The 15,030-nt window shown below is 52.9% G+C and carries 11 protein-coding genes and 2 pseudogenes; 3 read left to right on the top strand and 10 right to left on the bottom strand.

Annotation, left to right across the window (positions count from 1 at the left end):
* Window positions 1-37 precede the first annotated feature (37 nt).
* From O1V66_RS00280 to gpt, 7 genes are all read right to left on the bottom strand, one after another.
* On the bottom strand, window positions 38-730 hold the full coding sequence (locus O1V66_RS00280; protein WP_269128017.1) for a hypothetical protein: 693 nt from the start codon (window positions 728-730) through the stop codon (window positions 38-40).
* Between the two features lie 63 nt (window positions 731-793).
* Window positions 794-1,771 (bottom strand): hypothetical protein, encoded by a 978-nt coding sequence (locus O1V66_RS00275; protein ID WP_269128016.1) that lies wholly within the window; start codon window positions 1,769-1,771, stop codon window positions 794-796.
* 436 nt (window positions 1,772-2,207) lie between these two features.
* The gene (proA, locus tag O1V66_RS00270) at window positions 2,208-3,461 is read right to left on the bottom strand and encodes a glutamate-5-semialdehyde dehydrogenase (RefSeq protein WP_045049364.1); all 1,254 of its coding nucleotides are present in this window, start codon (window positions 3,459-3,461) and stop codon (window positions 2,208-2,210) included.
* 9 nt (window positions 3,462-3,470) lie between these two features.
* Entirely contained in the window at window positions 3,471-4,574 is a 1,104-nt protein-coding gene (proB, locus tag O1V66_RS00265; protein ID WP_045049428.1) for a glutamate 5-kinase, read from the bottom strand.
* A gap of 141 nt (window positions 4,575-4,715) precedes the next feature.
* On the bottom strand, window positions 4,716-5,117 hold the full coding sequence (crl, locus tag O1V66_RS00260) for a sigma factor-binding protein Crl (protein ID WP_045049365.1): 402 nt from the start codon (window positions 5,115-5,117) through the stop codon (window positions 4,716-4,718).
* A gap of 62 nt (window positions 5,118-5,179) precedes the next feature.
* Window positions 5,180-6,427 carry an esterase FrsA gene (gene frsA, locus O1V66_RS00255; RefSeq protein WP_269128015.1) on the bottom strand — a complete coding sequence of 416 codons (1,248 nt, stop codon included), beginning with the start codon at window positions 6,425-6,427 and terminating at the stop codon, window positions 5,180-5,182.
* A gap of 173 nt (window positions 6,428-6,600) precedes the next feature.
* Complete coding sequence (gpt, locus tag O1V66_RS00250) at window positions 6,601-7,059, bottom strand: xanthine phosphoribosyltransferase (RefSeq protein ID WP_045049367.1); 459 nt, start codon at window positions 7,057-7,059, stop codon at window positions 6,601-6,603.
* A 246-nt stretch (window positions 7,060-7,305) separates the two neighbouring features.
* Here gpt and pepD point away from each other — a divergent pair.
* Window positions 7,306-8,765, top strand: a pseudogene (pepD, locus tag O1V66_RS00245) (beta-Ala-His dipeptidase).
* An 84-nt stretch (window positions 8,766-8,849) separates the two neighbouring features.
* Here pepD and dinB read toward each other — a convergent pair.
* Window positions 8,850-9,908 carry a DNA polymerase IV gene (dinB, locus tag O1V66_RS00240; protein WP_045049369.1) on the bottom strand — a complete coding sequence of 353 codons (1,059 nt, stop codon included), beginning with the start codon at window positions 9,906-9,908 and terminating at the stop codon, window positions 8,850-8,852.
* Between the two features lie 287 nt (window positions 9,909-10,195).
* On the opposite strand from dinB, the gene dpaA reads away from it, so the two are divergent.
* Window positions 10,196-10,921 carry a peptidoglycan meso-diaminopimelic acid protein amidase gene (dpaA, locus tag O1V66_RS00235; protein WP_045049370.1) on the top strand — a complete coding sequence of 242 codons (726 nt, stop codon included), beginning with the start codon at window positions 10,196-10,198 and terminating at the stop codon, window positions 10,919-10,921.
* Here dpaA and O1V66_RS00230 read toward each other — a convergent pair.
* Entirely contained in the window at window positions 10,892-11,659 is a 768-nt protein-coding gene (locus O1V66_RS00230; protein WP_045049371.1) for a class II glutamine amidotransferase, read from the bottom strand. The two genes, dpaA and O1V66_RS00230, sit on opposite strands and share 30 nt — an antisense overlap.
* A 40-nt stretch (window positions 11,660-11,699) precedes the next feature.
* Window positions 11,700-12,281 carry a D-sedoheptulose 7-phosphate isomerase gene (lpcA, locus tag O1V66_RS00225; RefSeq protein ID WP_045049372.1) on the bottom strand — a complete coding sequence of 194 codons (582 nt, stop codon included), beginning with the start codon at window positions 12,279-12,281 and terminating at the stop codon, window positions 11,700-11,702.
* 261 nt (window positions 12,282-12,542) lie between these two features.
* On the opposite strand from lpcA, the pseudogene fadE reads away from it, so the two are divergent.
* A pseudogene (gene fadE, locus O1V66_RS00220) lies at window positions 12,543-14,989 on the top strand (acyl-CoA dehydrogenase FadE).
* Window positions 14,990-15,030 lie beyond the last annotated feature (41 nt).

Genomic DNA, 15,030 nt, shown 5'->3' with positions numbered 1-15,030 from the left:
CGTTTCTGCGTTAACGTCTCTATTCTCTTCTCATGCCTTATGAAAACACGTCTTCGATTGTCCAGTCATTGCGGTACATTTCGCCCTGAATAGCCTGTTCCAGCTGTTTTTCAAAACTGGGTGACGGCGCGCGCATCGATGCTTTACCCTTAACATATTCTCGACTTTTTCTGGACATTTGCCTGATTTTTCGATTGATTATCCTTACTTCTTTTTTATCAACACCTGTAATTCCTACGTAATCCTTGAGCATAAGGTCAGGGTGGTTTTTTATAATACGGCTGACATAGTGGCTATCGCTTTCATTATCTTCTTTAAGTTCCGTTACCTTTATTACTTGAGCTTTTGAAGATAACCTTGTGAATTCGGGCAACTTACGCAGAACAAACTCCTCAATACCCGATAAGGCAGAGCAATCATTTACCGAGATATTAGGATAAGACACCCTAAGTCGACGTATATAATCAATGCTTTCTTCCTGGGGGAACTTAGGGCTTTTACTAATAATGGCCTGTGCAGCGGGTGATAACCGTTTAAACCGTGCTCTATGTTTTAGACCAGAAGAAGAAACATTCGCTAATTTAGAAATATCATCAATATCCAACTGAGGATAAGTGTCTTTGAGGCGACAAGCAAATTGATGGTTTGTTTCACCATTATTCTTTGAGGTAAATTGTGAAATAACCTCTCCTGCCACCGACAAAACTTTAAACTCAGGCATATTTTGCAAATTATAGTGTCTCCCCCTACTATCTTAAAGCATTCTTCTAATGACAAATCAGGGTATTGATGTTTAAGCCGTCGGGCATAGGCCGTATTTTTTTCGCCAGCAAGACGCGGAACCAGAGTGAGCTATCTTTTCCAGCTCGGGTGTCAATGTTACAAACTCTACCCGCTTATTAAGATTAGTTATAGTTTCACCGGATAAAAAAGAGTATTTCTCAAGGGTGAAATAGGGACATATCTTCTTTAATCGCAGGGCGAAATCTATCGCTTTTTCATTTTTTAATCTTGGCGTGGTTTGGCTCAAAAATTGTGCCTCAACACTGTACTTATTAAATAGCCCAAGACATCTCAAACGCGGAATAGATATACCTGAAATAGCACTGTAATCACTAGGGCGTAAGTTTGGATTAGCCAGTTTTATTCGACGTGCATAATCTATTGGCAATTCATCTTCTTGTTGAGGCATATTACGAAGAATTCTTAACGCCGAAGAAGAGATTTTTGCAAATTCGGGTAAATTTAATATACTGGTTTTGTTCATTCCGGAGAGATGGCAAAAATCTTTAATATCTAAATCAGGATAGGCTGCTTTGAGACGTCGAGCATACATTGAAGGTCGTTCACCGACAATCATAGGCATGGTGTTATTCGCCAATCGCCCTTCGATGGAAAGCTCATTAAATTCAGGCAATTGCTGAATATCCCTTACGCGGGTTTCTGAAATTTCAGCTGCCTCGATCAACGATATTGACGGAAATAACAGTTTTAATCGTCTTGCATAATTAGCTTTATTTTCAGTAGGATTTCTAGGCGATCTATTTTTTATCAATCTTGTCGGTACTGAATGCATTCTTCCCTGGTTTGCCATTTCTTCGCCTGCTCTTTTATCTTGAATGGCATAAGACTGCGGTAATACCTGACTTTGATCGATTCTCGTTATATTTTTATTAAGGTTATAATCGGGGTAACCTAGTGAAAGTCGAGGTCTTAGAAAATAGTGCGATGTGACTGCGGCGTTATCGAGACTGACCGGAAAATCACACATGACGCTTCGCCCCCGATCGGCCGTAAGAACAGTGAATGGCGTGAGGGTTTTATTTCGCCTGACATAATACATCCATATAAAACGTTCTGTTGCATACGGCCTCCGTCTATTTTTTCAATGACGATACCAAAAAGCAGGCTGCATAAAATCTGAAAAACAGGTCAGGCAAGTAATTTTAATTGATTATTATTATTTTAAGTTAACGAGATCTAAATAATCCGCGCATTCATTTTTTACTATGTCATGTTCCCGGTATATCCGGTTGAATTATTAAAAATGTCTAATTCATTGAAATTTTTCTAATTAAGCGCTGATTTAATACTCGACTGAAACGCTTTAGCTCATGGTATGCCGCGTAAGCACTGCGCCATAAAAAAACCGGTGTCGCGACGGGCGCTTCACCGGTTTAACCTGGGCTGACTTGCAGAAACTTATCTCATGGACGAACCAGAGAGTCTCCGTAGCCAATCCATTTGTAGGTGGTTAACGCTTCAAGGCCCATAGGTCCGCGTGCATGAAGTTTCTGGGTGCTGACGGCCACTTCTGCGCCAAGACCGAACTGCCCGCCATCGGTGAAACGGGTGCTGGCATTAACATACACCGCCGAAGAATCGACCTCATTCACAAAGCGCTCTGCGCTGCTGATTGAGCGGGTCAGAATGGCATCGGAATGCTCGGTGCCGTATTGACGAATATGCGCGACGGCGGCATCGAGGTCGGCAACCACCGTCACGTTGAGATCAAGCGACAGCCACTCGTCGCTATAGTCTTCTTCTTTCACTTCAACGACGGTCGCCGGACCGCTTTTCAAATGCGGCATGGCAGATTCACTGGCATGCAGCGTTACGCCGGCAATGTGCATTTTATGGCTGAGCTCAGGCAGGAAACGGCTTGCAATGGCCTCGTGAACCAGCAACGTCTCGAGGCTGTTGCAGGCGCTTGGGCGCTGTACCTTGGCGCTTTCGATAACGGTGAGCGCCTTGTCGAAATCTACGCTTTCATCCACAAAGGTGTGGCACACGCCAATGCCGCCGGTAATCACCGGAATGGTGGACTGCTCACGACACAGTTTGTGCAGCGCCGCGCCACCACGAGGGATCAGCATATCGATGTATTGGTCGAGGCGCAGCATTTCGGCCACCAGCGCGCGATCGGGGCTTTGAATGGCCTGTACCGCGGCCGCAGGCAATCCAGACGCTTCAAGCGCTTTCTGAATAACGTTAACGGTCGCCAGATTGGTGTGATGCGTCTCTTTGCCGCCGCGCAGAATCGCCGCGTTGCCGGTTTTCAGACACAGGCTGGCTACATCGATGGTCACGTTCGGACGCGCTTCATAGATAACACCCACAACGCCGAGCGGAACACGGCGGCGTTGCAGTTTCAGGCCCGAGTCCATCTGCGCGCCATCCATGACCTGGCCGACAGGATCGGTTAGCCGACAGACATCGCGCACGTCGTTGGCGATAGCGCCCAGACGTTCCGGCGTCAGCAGCAGGCGGTCTAGCAGCGACGCCTTCATGCCGCTTTCGCGGGCGGCGGCCATATCGAGTTCGTTGGCCTGAATAATGCTCTGGCTGTTGGCTTCGAGCATGTCGGCAATCAGCATCAGCGCAGCATTTTTCTGCGCGGTACTTAATGTGGAAAGCTGGTAAGAAGCCTGTTTGGCGGCTTTACCCATTTGCTCCAACATAATCACTCCTTAACTTACTATCATATCGTCGCGGTGAACGGCGACCGGACCATATTCATAGCCGAGAATGTCGCTGATTTGCTGGGAATGGTGTCCGGCAATCATGCGCATGGCATCGCTGTTATAGCGGCTGACGCCGTGCGCCAGGTCGCGACCGTTGAGATTACGAATACGAATAACTTCGCCGCGCGAGAAGTCGCCTTTTACATCGCGAATGCCTTTCGGCAACAGCGAGCTGCCACGTTCCAGCATGGCGGAAACCGCGCCGTCATCGACGGTGATTTCGCCCGCTGGCGGTGCGCCGAATATCCAGCGCTTGCGGTTTTCGAGCGGCGTTTCCATCGCGTGAAAACGGGTTCCGACCGAATGACCGGCAATCACGTCGCCCACCACGCCCGGCAGGCTACCTGCGGCGATAATGGTGTCGATACCGGCGCGACAGGCGATATCGGCGGCCTGTAACTTGGTCGCCATACCGCCCGTGCCGAGACCGGACACGCTGTCGCCTGCAATTCCGCGCAGTGCATCGTCGATGCCGGTAACTTCACGAATAAGTTCAGCTTCGGGGTTGGTCCGCGGATCGGCGGTAAACAGGCCCGGCTGATCGGTCAGCAGCAGCAGTTTGTCGGCACCGGCCAGAATCGCGGCCAGCGCGGAAAGATTATCGTTGTCGCCGACCTTGATTTCAGCCGTCGCCACCGCGTCATTCTCGTTAATTACCGGAACGATGTGATTATCGAGCAGCGCGTTCATGGTATCGCGGGCATTCAGGAAACGTTCGCGGTCTTCGAGATCGGCGCGGGTCAGCAGCATCTGACCAATATGGATGCCATAAATCGAGAACAGCTGCTCCCAAAGCTGGATCAGACGGCTCTGCCCTACCGCCGCCAAAAGCTGCTTGGAGGCGATGGCGGCGGGGAGTTCGGGGTAGCCAAGATGCTCGCGTCCGGCGGCAATCGCGCCAGAGGTGACAATTACAATACGATGCCCTGCCGCATGTTGCTGGGCGCACTGGCGCACCAGTTCAACAATGTGGGCACGGTTAAGGCGGCGTGAACCACCGGTGAGCACGCTAGTGCCCAGTTTTACAACCAGCGTTTGGCTGCCACTCATAATCTTTCTGCCGTTTGTCTTGAGAGTAAAATCGAAGGTCGATGCCATCTTGCGCGCCGTCTTGTGACAGGCTGGGCGCGTTATGCCTGTTGGCATAACGCTAAATAATGACATACAAACCGGATAGAGCGAAACTGACTTTTATGCGGGGAGCTTGATGGGGTCTTGCGTCAATTCTTTTGCGGGTTCGAGCTTGAGGTCCATTTCGGCAATCATGGCGTGCAGATTTTTGAAAAAGTTCTGCAATGTGGAGTCAACCTTCTCCACCGCTTCGGTATTTTTAATCGCTTGTGCTTTCCAGTTGCCTTCTTTGTCGAACAGGCCGTACTCATAGACATAAGTAAATCTGTCGCTGTGCGCTTCCAGCTCAAGCCACCAGCCATAAAACTCGCGCTTTTCGGGAGCGGGTTTCACATTGACGCAAAATGCCAGGCAATCGAAGAAAAAACGTTCGTTTTCACATTTCGCTTCACGGATATAAGGTCCCAGCGTGCCGAAACGTTTCATCAGTCTGCTTTTAGGGTGACCACTAGGTAACGTCATGTACAATCTCCTTATGTAGACACCCTTTTTAGCAAACCGCTAAAAATTAGCAAACTATTTCGTTAGGACAATTTTAATTTCAACCAGTGACAAATCTCTTTAAGCGCTTTGTCATAGCTGGCGTAGAGCGGCAGAGACGGGATGGCCAGCACTTTTCCATTCGGGCTGGAACCGGCAACAAGTCTGGATTCCTCCTGCGGACTAAAGGGATCGTTCTCCCAGAAGCAGGAAAGCATCGGCACGGGTGTTCTACGCCCCAGCAGCCCCTGCATTTTCAGAGAATACCTATTAAGTTCAACCCTTAACGCCGCATTCGAGGCATAGGGCATGCCAATACGGCTCGCCAGCACATCCATGTACATGGCCGGAACCCGTTTCTGACAGGCAGGATCGGTCAACAGCTGATGAACGACCGGCCCAAGACAAGCTACGGCGCGAAGTCTGCGGGGTTCGAGATAGGCCAGGCGCACCGCCACATTGCCACCGAAGCGGGTACCAAAAACGGCAATCCGGGTGGCATTGACCCACGGAATCTTATCGAGCTGTGCCAGAACCTGCTGGTGCAGCACGCTGGTGTCCTGCGTCAGTTTACTGTGCGACGAAAATCCGACGGACGGCATATCGATGGTTACCATCGCGATGCCAAGTGGTGCCAGATAGCTGCGAAACAGTCGATGATAGTCACTTTGCAGCGTATCCAGACTGCCGCAGACCAGCACCGCAGGAACCGGCGCGGTGCCTTCGTTAGGAAGATGAACAAATCCGATAATCGGTTTACTGCCTTCAACCGGCAGGCTGAACTCTTTCAGCTTGTAGGGAGCACCTTCCGTCGATTTCTCGAAAGCCTTGTTTGCCAGCACTTCGGCCTGTTCGGCCAGCGCGTCACCCTTTATATGCGGATAACCCGCAATGCTGTAAAGGTTCGCGGCGCGCAGCCAATACTCGCTGGCTTTTTGGTTATCCTGTTGATCCTGCGCCTTTTGCTGCCAGATCATCGCCTGATTCGACCACTCGTAGATCCAGTTGCCACTCCGATAGCCGACGACGGTATCCAGCTTTTGCGGGTCTGTTCGTTCGGCGGTGGAAACGGCAATGCGCGATAACACTTCTTCGACCTCAATCGGATCGATGCCGCGCCACAGCCACATCAGGCGATTAATCACCCGGTACCAGCTCGGCGCAGTGTCGCCTTCGAGGGCTGAGTGAATATCGGCAAAAGCCTCGCGATCGCTGCGTGCAACCAGCGTCGAGGTTTCGGGATAGTTGAATCTAGGTTTGAACAGCGTTTCGGAAAGGTTTGCGGGTGCCATAACAGTTAACATCCTCTTTTGGCAGGCAAGAAAGCGCAGGCGCTCCCTCTTGTGCCACGGATTATAACAAACTCTGGCGAGGCCGGATCACGACCTAAATCAAAAACGCCCGCAGAGGCGGGCGTTTGAGGGGCGGGAGACGACTGCGCCTCCGGCCTGAACGATGACGCGAATTACTTGCCCGCGATAGGCGGAATAAAGGCGAGTCCCATATCCCAAGGCTGTTCGATCCAGGTATCTTGTGGAATATCAATGACGTAGTCATCTACCAGCTCACGACCCGCAGGCTTGGCGAACATGGTGATGAAATGCGCTTTCGGATACATTTCGCGAATCGCGCGTGCGGTGCCGCCGGTATCAACCAGATCGTCAATCACGATAAAGCCTTCGCCGTCGCCTTCTGCGCGTTTGAGGATTTTCATCTCACGCTGGTTGTCGTGGTCGTAGCTTGAAATGCACACGGTATCCACGTGACGGATATTCAGTTCACGAGCCAGCAACGCTGCTGGAACAAGGCCACCTCGGCTGACGGCAATGATGCCGGTCCATTGTTCTACCGGCAGCAGGCGCTTGGCCATCGTGCGGGCGTGAATTTGCAGCATGTCCCAGGTTACAACGTACTTTTCGCTCATTTTTTAACTCTCAAAAAAGGGATTTCCCAGCCTGTAAGATTAACGGCTTTTTAAAAAAATATTCAGGGAAAAATTGTTGCGCGAGATTATAGTGAGTCCTGCGGCTAAAAACCAGCGGTTATCCCGCACGTAATGGCCAAAATTGGCGGATTATCCCCTTTGCCTTGTGCGCACTGGCTGGGAGAAAGTGTTATTCTGTCAGTCATTTCGTCATCTTATTCGCCAAACAAAATAGGGAGACTTACAGTGTCTGAACTGTCTCAACTTTCGCCACAACCGTTGTGGGATATTTTTGCCAAAGTGTGTTCCATTCCGCATCCTTCCTATCATGAAGAAGAGCTGGCAAGGCACATTCTGGAGTGGGCCGCCGAACAGGGTCTTCACGCCGAACGCGATCAGGTTGGCAACATTCTGCTGCGCAAGCCTGCTACCGCCGGTATGGAAAACCGCAAGCCCGTCGTGCTGCAAGCCCACCTCGACATGGTGCCGCAGAAAAACAACGACACCGTTCACGACTTCCTCAAAGATCCGATTCAACCTTACGTCGATAACGGCTGGGTAAAAGCGCGCGGCACGACGCTCGGCGCAGATAACGGCATCGGCCTGGCTTCGGCACTGGCGGCGCTGGTTGCCAAGGACGTTGAACATGGTCCGCTGGAAGTGCTGCTGACCATGACAGAAGAGTCTGGCATGGACGGTGCCTTTGGACTTCAGCCGAACTGGCTGCAGGCCGAGATCCTTATCAACACCGATTCGGAAACCGAAGGTGAAATCTACATGGGCTGCGCAGGCGGCATCGATTTCATCAGCACCCTGCCCCTGACGCGCGAAGCGGTCGCGGCGGATTTCACTCCGTTAAAGTTGACCCTGAAAGGTCTGAAAGGCGGTCACTCGGGTGCGGATATCCATCTGGGTCTTGGCAATGCCAATAAACTGCTGGCGCGTTTCCTGTCCGACCATGCCGACGAGTTTGATGTTCGCCTCGCCGATTTTACCGGCGGCACACTGCGTAATGCCATTCCGCGTGAAGCGGTAGCGCATATTGCCGTGCCTGCCGCTCAGGTCGAAGCGTTCAGGAAAGCGGTTGACGCCTTCCAGGCTACCCTGCAATTCGAACTGGCAGCGGTCGAGAAAAACATCAAGCTGGTGACTGAATCTTCCGACAGCAGCGCCAAGGTCTTGAGCAAAGACAGCCAGAACCGTTTCATCGGCCTGCTTAACGCGACGCCAAACGGCGTTATTCGCATGAGCGACGATGTAAAAGGCGTGGTGGAAACCTCACTGAACGTGGGCGTAGTTTCCATGAATGAGGGCGAAGCCGAAGTCATCTGCCTGATTCGTTCCCTCATCGACAGCGGTAAAGACTACGTGGTGAGCATGCTGACCTCCGTGGGCCAGCTGGCGGGAGCGAAAACGGCACCCAAGGGCGGTTACCCGGGCTGGAAACCGGATCCTGAATCGCCGGTTATGGCGCAGGTTCGCGAGATTTATCAGGGCTTGTTCAACAAGACGCCCAACATCATGGTGATCCACGCGGGTCTGGAATGCGGTCTGTTCAAAAACCTTACCCGGACATGGACATGGTGTCCATTGGCCCGACCATCACCGGCCCGCATTCGCCGGATGAGCAGGTTCATATCGGCAGCGTCGACCTTTACTGGCAACTGCTGATAGCGCTGCTGAAAGCCATTCCAGTACGCGGATAATATCACGCGGAAACCCTGATACCCTGACAGCGCAAACGGCAGTAAGGCGGCTACACTCGCCGCTGCCGTTTGCAAATCAGGGTATTATTCCCACGGAAGCAGCAGTTGACGCTCCAGTTGGGGATCCTGCAAGGTCACGTGCAGCCCCACCAGCCTGACGCCGCGCCCTCCGCGCCGCATTTCCCACGCCTCTCGCGCTACCTTGAGCAAATCCTCTTTATTCAGCACCGGCCAGACGTGTTCCTGGGTTGTCTGCTGGAAATCATGAAATTTCAGCTTTACGCCCTGCCGCGCAATGCGCAGGTCGGGACTCACGCGGGTCAGACGGGTTTCCAGCTCGGGATACAACCGGTCAATCAGCTCGACACAACTTTGCCAATCGTGAATGTCTTCCGCCAGCGTGCGCTCGACGCCGACCGACTTACGCAGCCTTTCGGGCGAAATCTCGCGCGCGTCTATCCCGTGACAGCGCTCCCACAATACGCGTCCAAACTTGCCGAACCTTTTCAGTAACAGCGATAAATCATAGCGTTGCACATCACCACAGGTCAGCAACCCTTGTTCCTCGAGCTTTCGTGCCGTGACTTTTCCGACGCCCGGGATCTTGGCGAGCGGCAAGTCTTTCAGAAACGCGTCGATTTTATCGGGCGTAATAATGTACTGGCCGTTGGGTTTATTGAGATCGGAGGCGATTTTGGCAAGAAACTTGATGGGCGCAACACCGGCAGAAGCCGTAAGATTGAGCTCATCGGAAATCGCCTGCCGGATTTCGCTGGCGATAAGCGTAGCCGACCCGCTGCACTGCGGACTGTCGGTCACGTCGAGATAGGCTTCGTCGAGGGAAAGCGGTTCAATCAGCGCGGTGTAGCGCGAAAAAATCTCGCGAATATGCTCGGAGGCTTCTTTATAGGCTTCCATTCGCCCCGGAATTACCCGTAAATGCGGGCAGAGTTTCAGCGCCATTGCGGTAGACATTGCGCTGTGAACGCCATAAAGCCGCGCGGGATAATTGGCGGTACTGATAACGCCGCGTCGATCGCGGCTACCGCCAATCGCGATGGGAATATCACGCAGGGAAGGATCGTCGCGCATCTCTACGGCTGCGTAAAAGCAGTCCATATCAACGTGAATGATCTTGCGCATAGCCCCCCGATGGGTGTGGTGATAACTGTATAAGTATACAGTCGGCAATTCAAATCTCAAGCCTCGACATCACGGCCAAATATCCTTACCCCTGCCGGATTTGTAAAATCCTGCAAATAAAGACGTTAATTAGCGCATTTGCCAAATAAATTGCCTTTCTGACCATTGATAAAAATTTAATCAGTATTAAGATGGCTGCGTTCAAGCAAATTGAATATCAGTGGTAGTCCGCGTGAGGTTTACGGCGGATACATAATAATAGAGTTGTCTTTTAAGCAGGATGTAGAATGGTCAGAGTCGCGCTGCTGCTTGCGATGCTTTTTAGTTTCCCTGTCTTTACCATGAGCAGCGCTGTAGCCAGCGAACAAGCTCCGATCGAGACCGGCGTTCAACAGCAATTATTGGGTTCACCCGTTTATATTCAGATATTTAAGCAAGAGCGTACGCTTGAGCTTTATGCCAAGGTCGAAAATAGATTTCAGCTGGTCGGGGCTTATCGCATCTGCGATTTCTCGGGCGGTCTAGGCAATAAACGCCGCGAAGGCGATTTTAAAAGCCCTGAAGGATTTTATAATATCGATATTCATCATTTGAAACCGGATAGCCGTTTTTATCGCGCCATCAATATCGGTTTCCCAAATGATTATGATCGCGCTCAGGGTTATTCAGGTAAATATCTGATGATCCACGGCAACTGTCTGTCCATTGGTTGCTATGCCATGACCGATGCGTATATGAACGTTATTTTTAATTACGTTCAGGCGGCCTTCAATAATGGTCAGCGCAACATCGAAATCAGCATTTATCCGTTCAAGATGACTGAAGCCAACATGAAATTGAACAGGTATTCGACCTACATCAATTTCTGGCGTCAGCTTCAGCCGGGGTATGCGTATTTCGAGAAGTATCACCAGCCCCCGAGCGTGTCAGTGATTAACGGCAACTACGTGGTCAATCAAAGTCAGACGCTTACACCTCAGCCTTCACAGCTGGCGTTCGCCACAGTGAAATAAGGCATATTCACCTGGAGCAATCTTGTTCCAGGTTTCATTGCCGGTAAGCGGCTGGGTCGCAATGACCGTGACGACATCGTTGGGTGTCGTCTGCTGCTGAAAATCAATCTCGACGTCCTGATCCAGCAACGTGGCCTTGCCAAACGGCGCGCGGCGCGTGATCCAGTGCAGATTGGTCGAGCAATACGCCATCACGAAGTGCCCATCCGACAGCAACATGTTGAACACACCCTTCTGCCTCAACTCATCGGCAAGCGACGCAATATAGCGAAACACCGACGGCCAGCTGCGCGGTGTGCGCGGATAGCGTTGGGTCAGCTTGTGCAGCAGCCAGCAGAAAGCGTATTCGCTGTCGGTTTGCCCGACGGGGCGCAGTGTGCCCGTATCGAGCTGACGATAACCGCGCAGCTGACCGTTGTGCGCGTAGGTCCAGTTTCGGCCCCACAGCTCGCGGGTAAAAGGATGCGTGTTTTCCAGCGCGACTTCGCCCCGATTTGCCTGCCGAATATGCGAGATAACCGCAAGCGACTTGATCGGGTATTCCTGCACCAGACGGGCAATAGGCGAATTAAAGCTGGGCTGCGGATCTTTAAAAGTCCGGCAGCCATTACCTTCGTAGAAAGTAATGCCCCATCCGTCTTTATGCGGGCCTGTCAGCCCCCCACGTTGCACCAACCCGGTAAAACTGAAGCAAATATCGGTAGGGACATTTGCGCTCATCCCGAGCAGTTCGCACATCGCCAGTCTCCTTAAATTCTTCAGGCGTTAACGTCTTGCGTTAAGCGGCCATCTCTTTCTCAATCAGCAGAATCAAAATATGGATAATCTTGATGTGGATTTCCTGCACGCGGTCGGCATAACCGAAATGCGGCACGCGGATTTCGACATCGGCACCCAGTGATGCCATTTTACCGCCGTCTTTGCCGGTCAGCGTCACCACTTTCATGCCCTTGGCTTTGGCCGCTTCCAGCGCCTTGATAACATTGCCGGAATTACCGGAAGTCGAAATGCCGAGCAGCACATCGCCTTTCTGGCCTACCGCTTCAAGATAGCGCGAGAAAATGTATTCGTAACCAAAATCGTTGCTGACGCACGAGATGTGGCTCACGTCGGAGATGGCAATGGCCGGATAACCCGGACGGTTTTCACGATAACGACCGGTCAGCTCTTCGGCGAAATGCATGGCGTCGCAGTGGGAGCCGCCGTTGCCGCAGGACAACACTTTTCCGCCGGCCTTGAAGGCGTCGGCAATCAGTTTCGCGGCGCGTTGGATAGACGCAATGTTGTTTTCGTCGCTGATAAATTTATTAAGAACGTCAGCAGCTTCGTTCAGTTCAGTACGGATGATATCCAGGTACATGGCGGCCTCTTGGGGTTTCTCTTGCAGCGAATAGCGCGCTACAGCGAATTATTTGCTGTGCAGTGTAGCGGAAACGGTAAAAAGCGAGAAGACTTCCCGCCGTCTTGCCCGCGATACTTTACGCTTTTGCGACATCGTGCAGCGAGTTTGTGACGTGAGTTGTAATTAGGATGTAAACGCGTTGATAAAGCATGTCGCTTGGACTAAAAACATAGTATCAGCTTAACAGGTCAGACCTCTTACGACTTAGGAGTTTTTACTATGATGGTTTTAAGCATTGTCATTCTACTGGTGCTTGTCGGCGCCCTGTTCTATCACCGCGTCAGCCTTACGCTGGGTAGCATTATCGTGCTGGTCTACACCGCGGCGATGGCCGTTTTCGGCCTGTGGACAGCCTGGGTGCTGCTGCCGCTGGCAATTATCCTCTTGCCTTTCAATGTCGCCTCCCTTCGCCGCTCGCTGTTTTCCGGCCCGGCGCTGCGAACTTTCCGTAAAGTGATGCCCGCCATGTCGCGCACCGAGAAAGAGGCCATCGATGCCGGAACCACCTGGTGGGAAGGCGATCTGTTCAGCGGAACACCCGACTGGAACAAGCTGCATGACTATCCGCAGCAAACGCTGACCGACGAGGAGCAGCGTTTTATCGAGGGTCCGGTCGAAGAGGCCTGCCGCATGGCCAATGATTTCCAGATAACGCATGAACTGGCCGATTTGCCGCCGGAACTGTGGGCGTATCTGAAAGAACACCGCTTCTTCGCGATGATTATCAAGAAAGAGTACGGCGGGCTGGAATTCTCGGCCTATGCACAGGCGCGCGTGCTGCAAAAACTGGCGGGCGTCTCCGGCATTCTGGCGATTACCGTGGGCGTGCCGAACTCGCTCGGCCCCGGCGAATTGCTGCAACATTACGGCACCGACGAGCAGAAACAGCACTATTTGCCGCGCCTGGCAAAAGGGCTGGAAATTCCGTGCTTCGCGCTGACCAGCCCGGAAGCCGGTTCCGATGCGGGTGCCATTCCCGATTACGGCATTGTCTGCATGGGCGACTGGCAGGGCGAACAGGTTCTGGGCATGAAACTGACCTGGAACAAGCGCTACATTACACTCGCGCCTATCGCGACGGTGCTGGGTCTGGCCTTCAAGCTGAAAGATCCGGACCATCTGCTGGGGGATGTCGAAGAGCTGGGCATTACCTGTGCGCTTATCCCGACGGATACGCAGGGCGTCGAAATTGGTCATCGCCACTTCCCGTTGAACATCCCGTTCCAGAACGGCCCAACGCGCGGCAGCGATATTTTCGTGCCTATCGACTATATCATTGGCGGGCCGAAAATGGCCGGTCAGGGCTGGCGGATGCTGGTGGAGTGTCTGTCGGTCGGGCGCGGTATCACCCTGCCCTCCAACGCCACGGGCAGCCTGAAATCGCTGGCGCTCGCTACCGGTGCCTATGCCTATATTCGCCGTCAGTTCAAACTGCCTATCGGTAAAATGGAAGGCATTGAAGAGCCGCTGGCGCGCATTGCCGGTAACGCCTATGTGATGGACGCCGCTGCAACGCTGATTACCAACGGCATTATGCTTGGTGAAAAACCGGCCGTCCTGTCGGCGATTGTGAAGTATCACTGTACTCATCGCGGCCAGCGCGCAGTAATGGATGCCATGGATATTACCGGCGGCAAGGGCATCATGCTCGGCGACAGCAACTTCGTGGCCCGTGCCTATCAGGGCGCACCGATAGCCATCACCGTCGAAGGGGCCAACATCCTGACTCGCAGCATGATTATCTTCGGGCAGGGCGCGATCCGCTGTCATCCGTATGTATTGAAAGAGATGGCGGCGGCGGAATCCAACGATCTCCACGCCTTTGACCACGCGCTGTTTGGCCACCTCGGCCACGTCGGCAGCAACAAGATGCGCAGTCTGTGGCTGGGTCTGACGCGCGGCCGCACCAGTCGTGTTCCGGTCGGCGATGCGACACGCCGCTACTATCAATATATCAACCGCCTGAGTGCCAATCTGGCGCTGCTGTCCGATGTCTCCATGGGCGTGCTGGGCGGTAGTCTGAAACGCCGCGAGCGCATTTCGGCGCGACTGGGCGACATTCTCAGTCAGCTTTATCTGGCTACCGCCACGCTGAAACGCTACGACGAGGAAGGCCGCAACGAAGCCGATCTGCCGCTGGTGCATTGGGGCGTGCAGGATTGCCTCAATCAGGCGGAGACGGCTATCGAAGATCTGCTGCGCAACTTCCCGAATGGCGCGGTCGCGGCACTGATGACACTGGTTATCTTCCCGCTGGGCCGCGTGCACCGCGCGCCGTCCGACAGGCTGGATCACGAGCTTGCCCGCCTTCTTCAGATTCCCTCGGCTACCCGCAGTCGTCTTGCGCGCGGCCAGTATCTGGTGGCGAGCGAGCACAATCCGGTCGGTCAGCTCGAAGAAGCACTAAGAGATATTATTGCCGCCGAACCGGTGCACAAGAAACTGGGCGACGCGATGGGGAGAAAACTGTCCTTTACCCGTCTCGACAAACTGGCGCAAGCGGGCTTGAAGCCGGTCATCTTACGGCTGACGAAGCGCGTATTCTGACCCGTGCCGAAGAGAGCCGCCTGCGTTCAATCAATGTCGACGAGTTTGAACCCGACCAGCTTGCGCAGCAAAAACTTCAGGAAGAAAAACCTGAAACCCAGCATACGGAAGCCGCCTGATTACCTGAAAAACGGTCCGCAGTCAGGCTACAGCCCTCTCT

The sequence above is a fragment of the Rouxiella chamberiensis genome (genome assembly GCF_026967475.1).
GTDB classification, from domain to species: Bacteria; Pseudomonadota; Gammaproteobacteria; order Enterobacterales; family Enterobacteriaceae; genus Rouxiella; species Rouxiella chamberiensis.
Note: the sequence above shows the minus strand (reverse complement) of the source record. Positions and strands in the feature narration are given on the sequence as shown.

What these genes read in the sequence shown, in the direction of transcription:
- O1V66_RS00275 (WP_269128016.1), bottom strand. Translation starts at nt 1,771, where the DNA reads ATGTGTGATTTTCCGGTCAGTCTCGATAACGCCGCAGTCACATCGCAC.
- proA (WP_045049364.1), bottom strand. Translation starts at nt 3,461, where the DNA reads ATGTTGGAGCAAATGGGTAAAGCCGCCAAACAGGCTTCTTACCAGCTT.
- proB (WP_045049428.1), bottom strand. Translation starts at nt 4,574, where the DNA reads ATGAGTGGCAGCCAAACGCTGGTTGTAAAACTGGGCACTAGCGTGCTC.
- crl (WP_045049365.1), bottom strand. Translation starts at nt 5,117, where the DNA reads ATGACGTTACCTAGTGGTCACCCTAAAAGCAGACTGATGAAACGTTTC.
- frsA (WP_269128015.1), bottom strand. Translation starts at nt 6,427, where the DNA reads ATGGCACCCGCAAACCTTTCCGAAACGCTGTTCAAACCTAGATTCAAC.
- gpt (WP_045049367.1), bottom strand. Translation starts at nt 7,059, where the DNA reads ATGAGCGAAAAGTACGTTGTAACCTGGGACATGCTGCAAATTCACGCC.
- dinB (WP_045049369.1), bottom strand. Translation starts at nt 9,908, where the DNA reads ATGCGCAAGATCATTCACGTTGATATGGACTGCTTTTACGCAGCCGTA.
- dpaA (WP_045049370.1), top strand. Translation starts at nt 10,196, where the DNA reads ATGGTCAGAGTCGCGCTGCTGCTTGCGATGCTTTTTAGTTTCCCTGTC.
- O1V66_RS00230 (WP_045049371.1), bottom strand. Translation starts at nt 11,659, where the DNA reads ATGTGCGAACTGCTCGGGATGAGCGCAAATGTCCCTACCGATATTTGC.
- lpcA (WP_045049372.1), bottom strand. Translation starts at nt 12,281, where the DNA reads ATGTACCTGGATATCATCCGTACTGAACTGAACGAAGCTGCTGACGTT.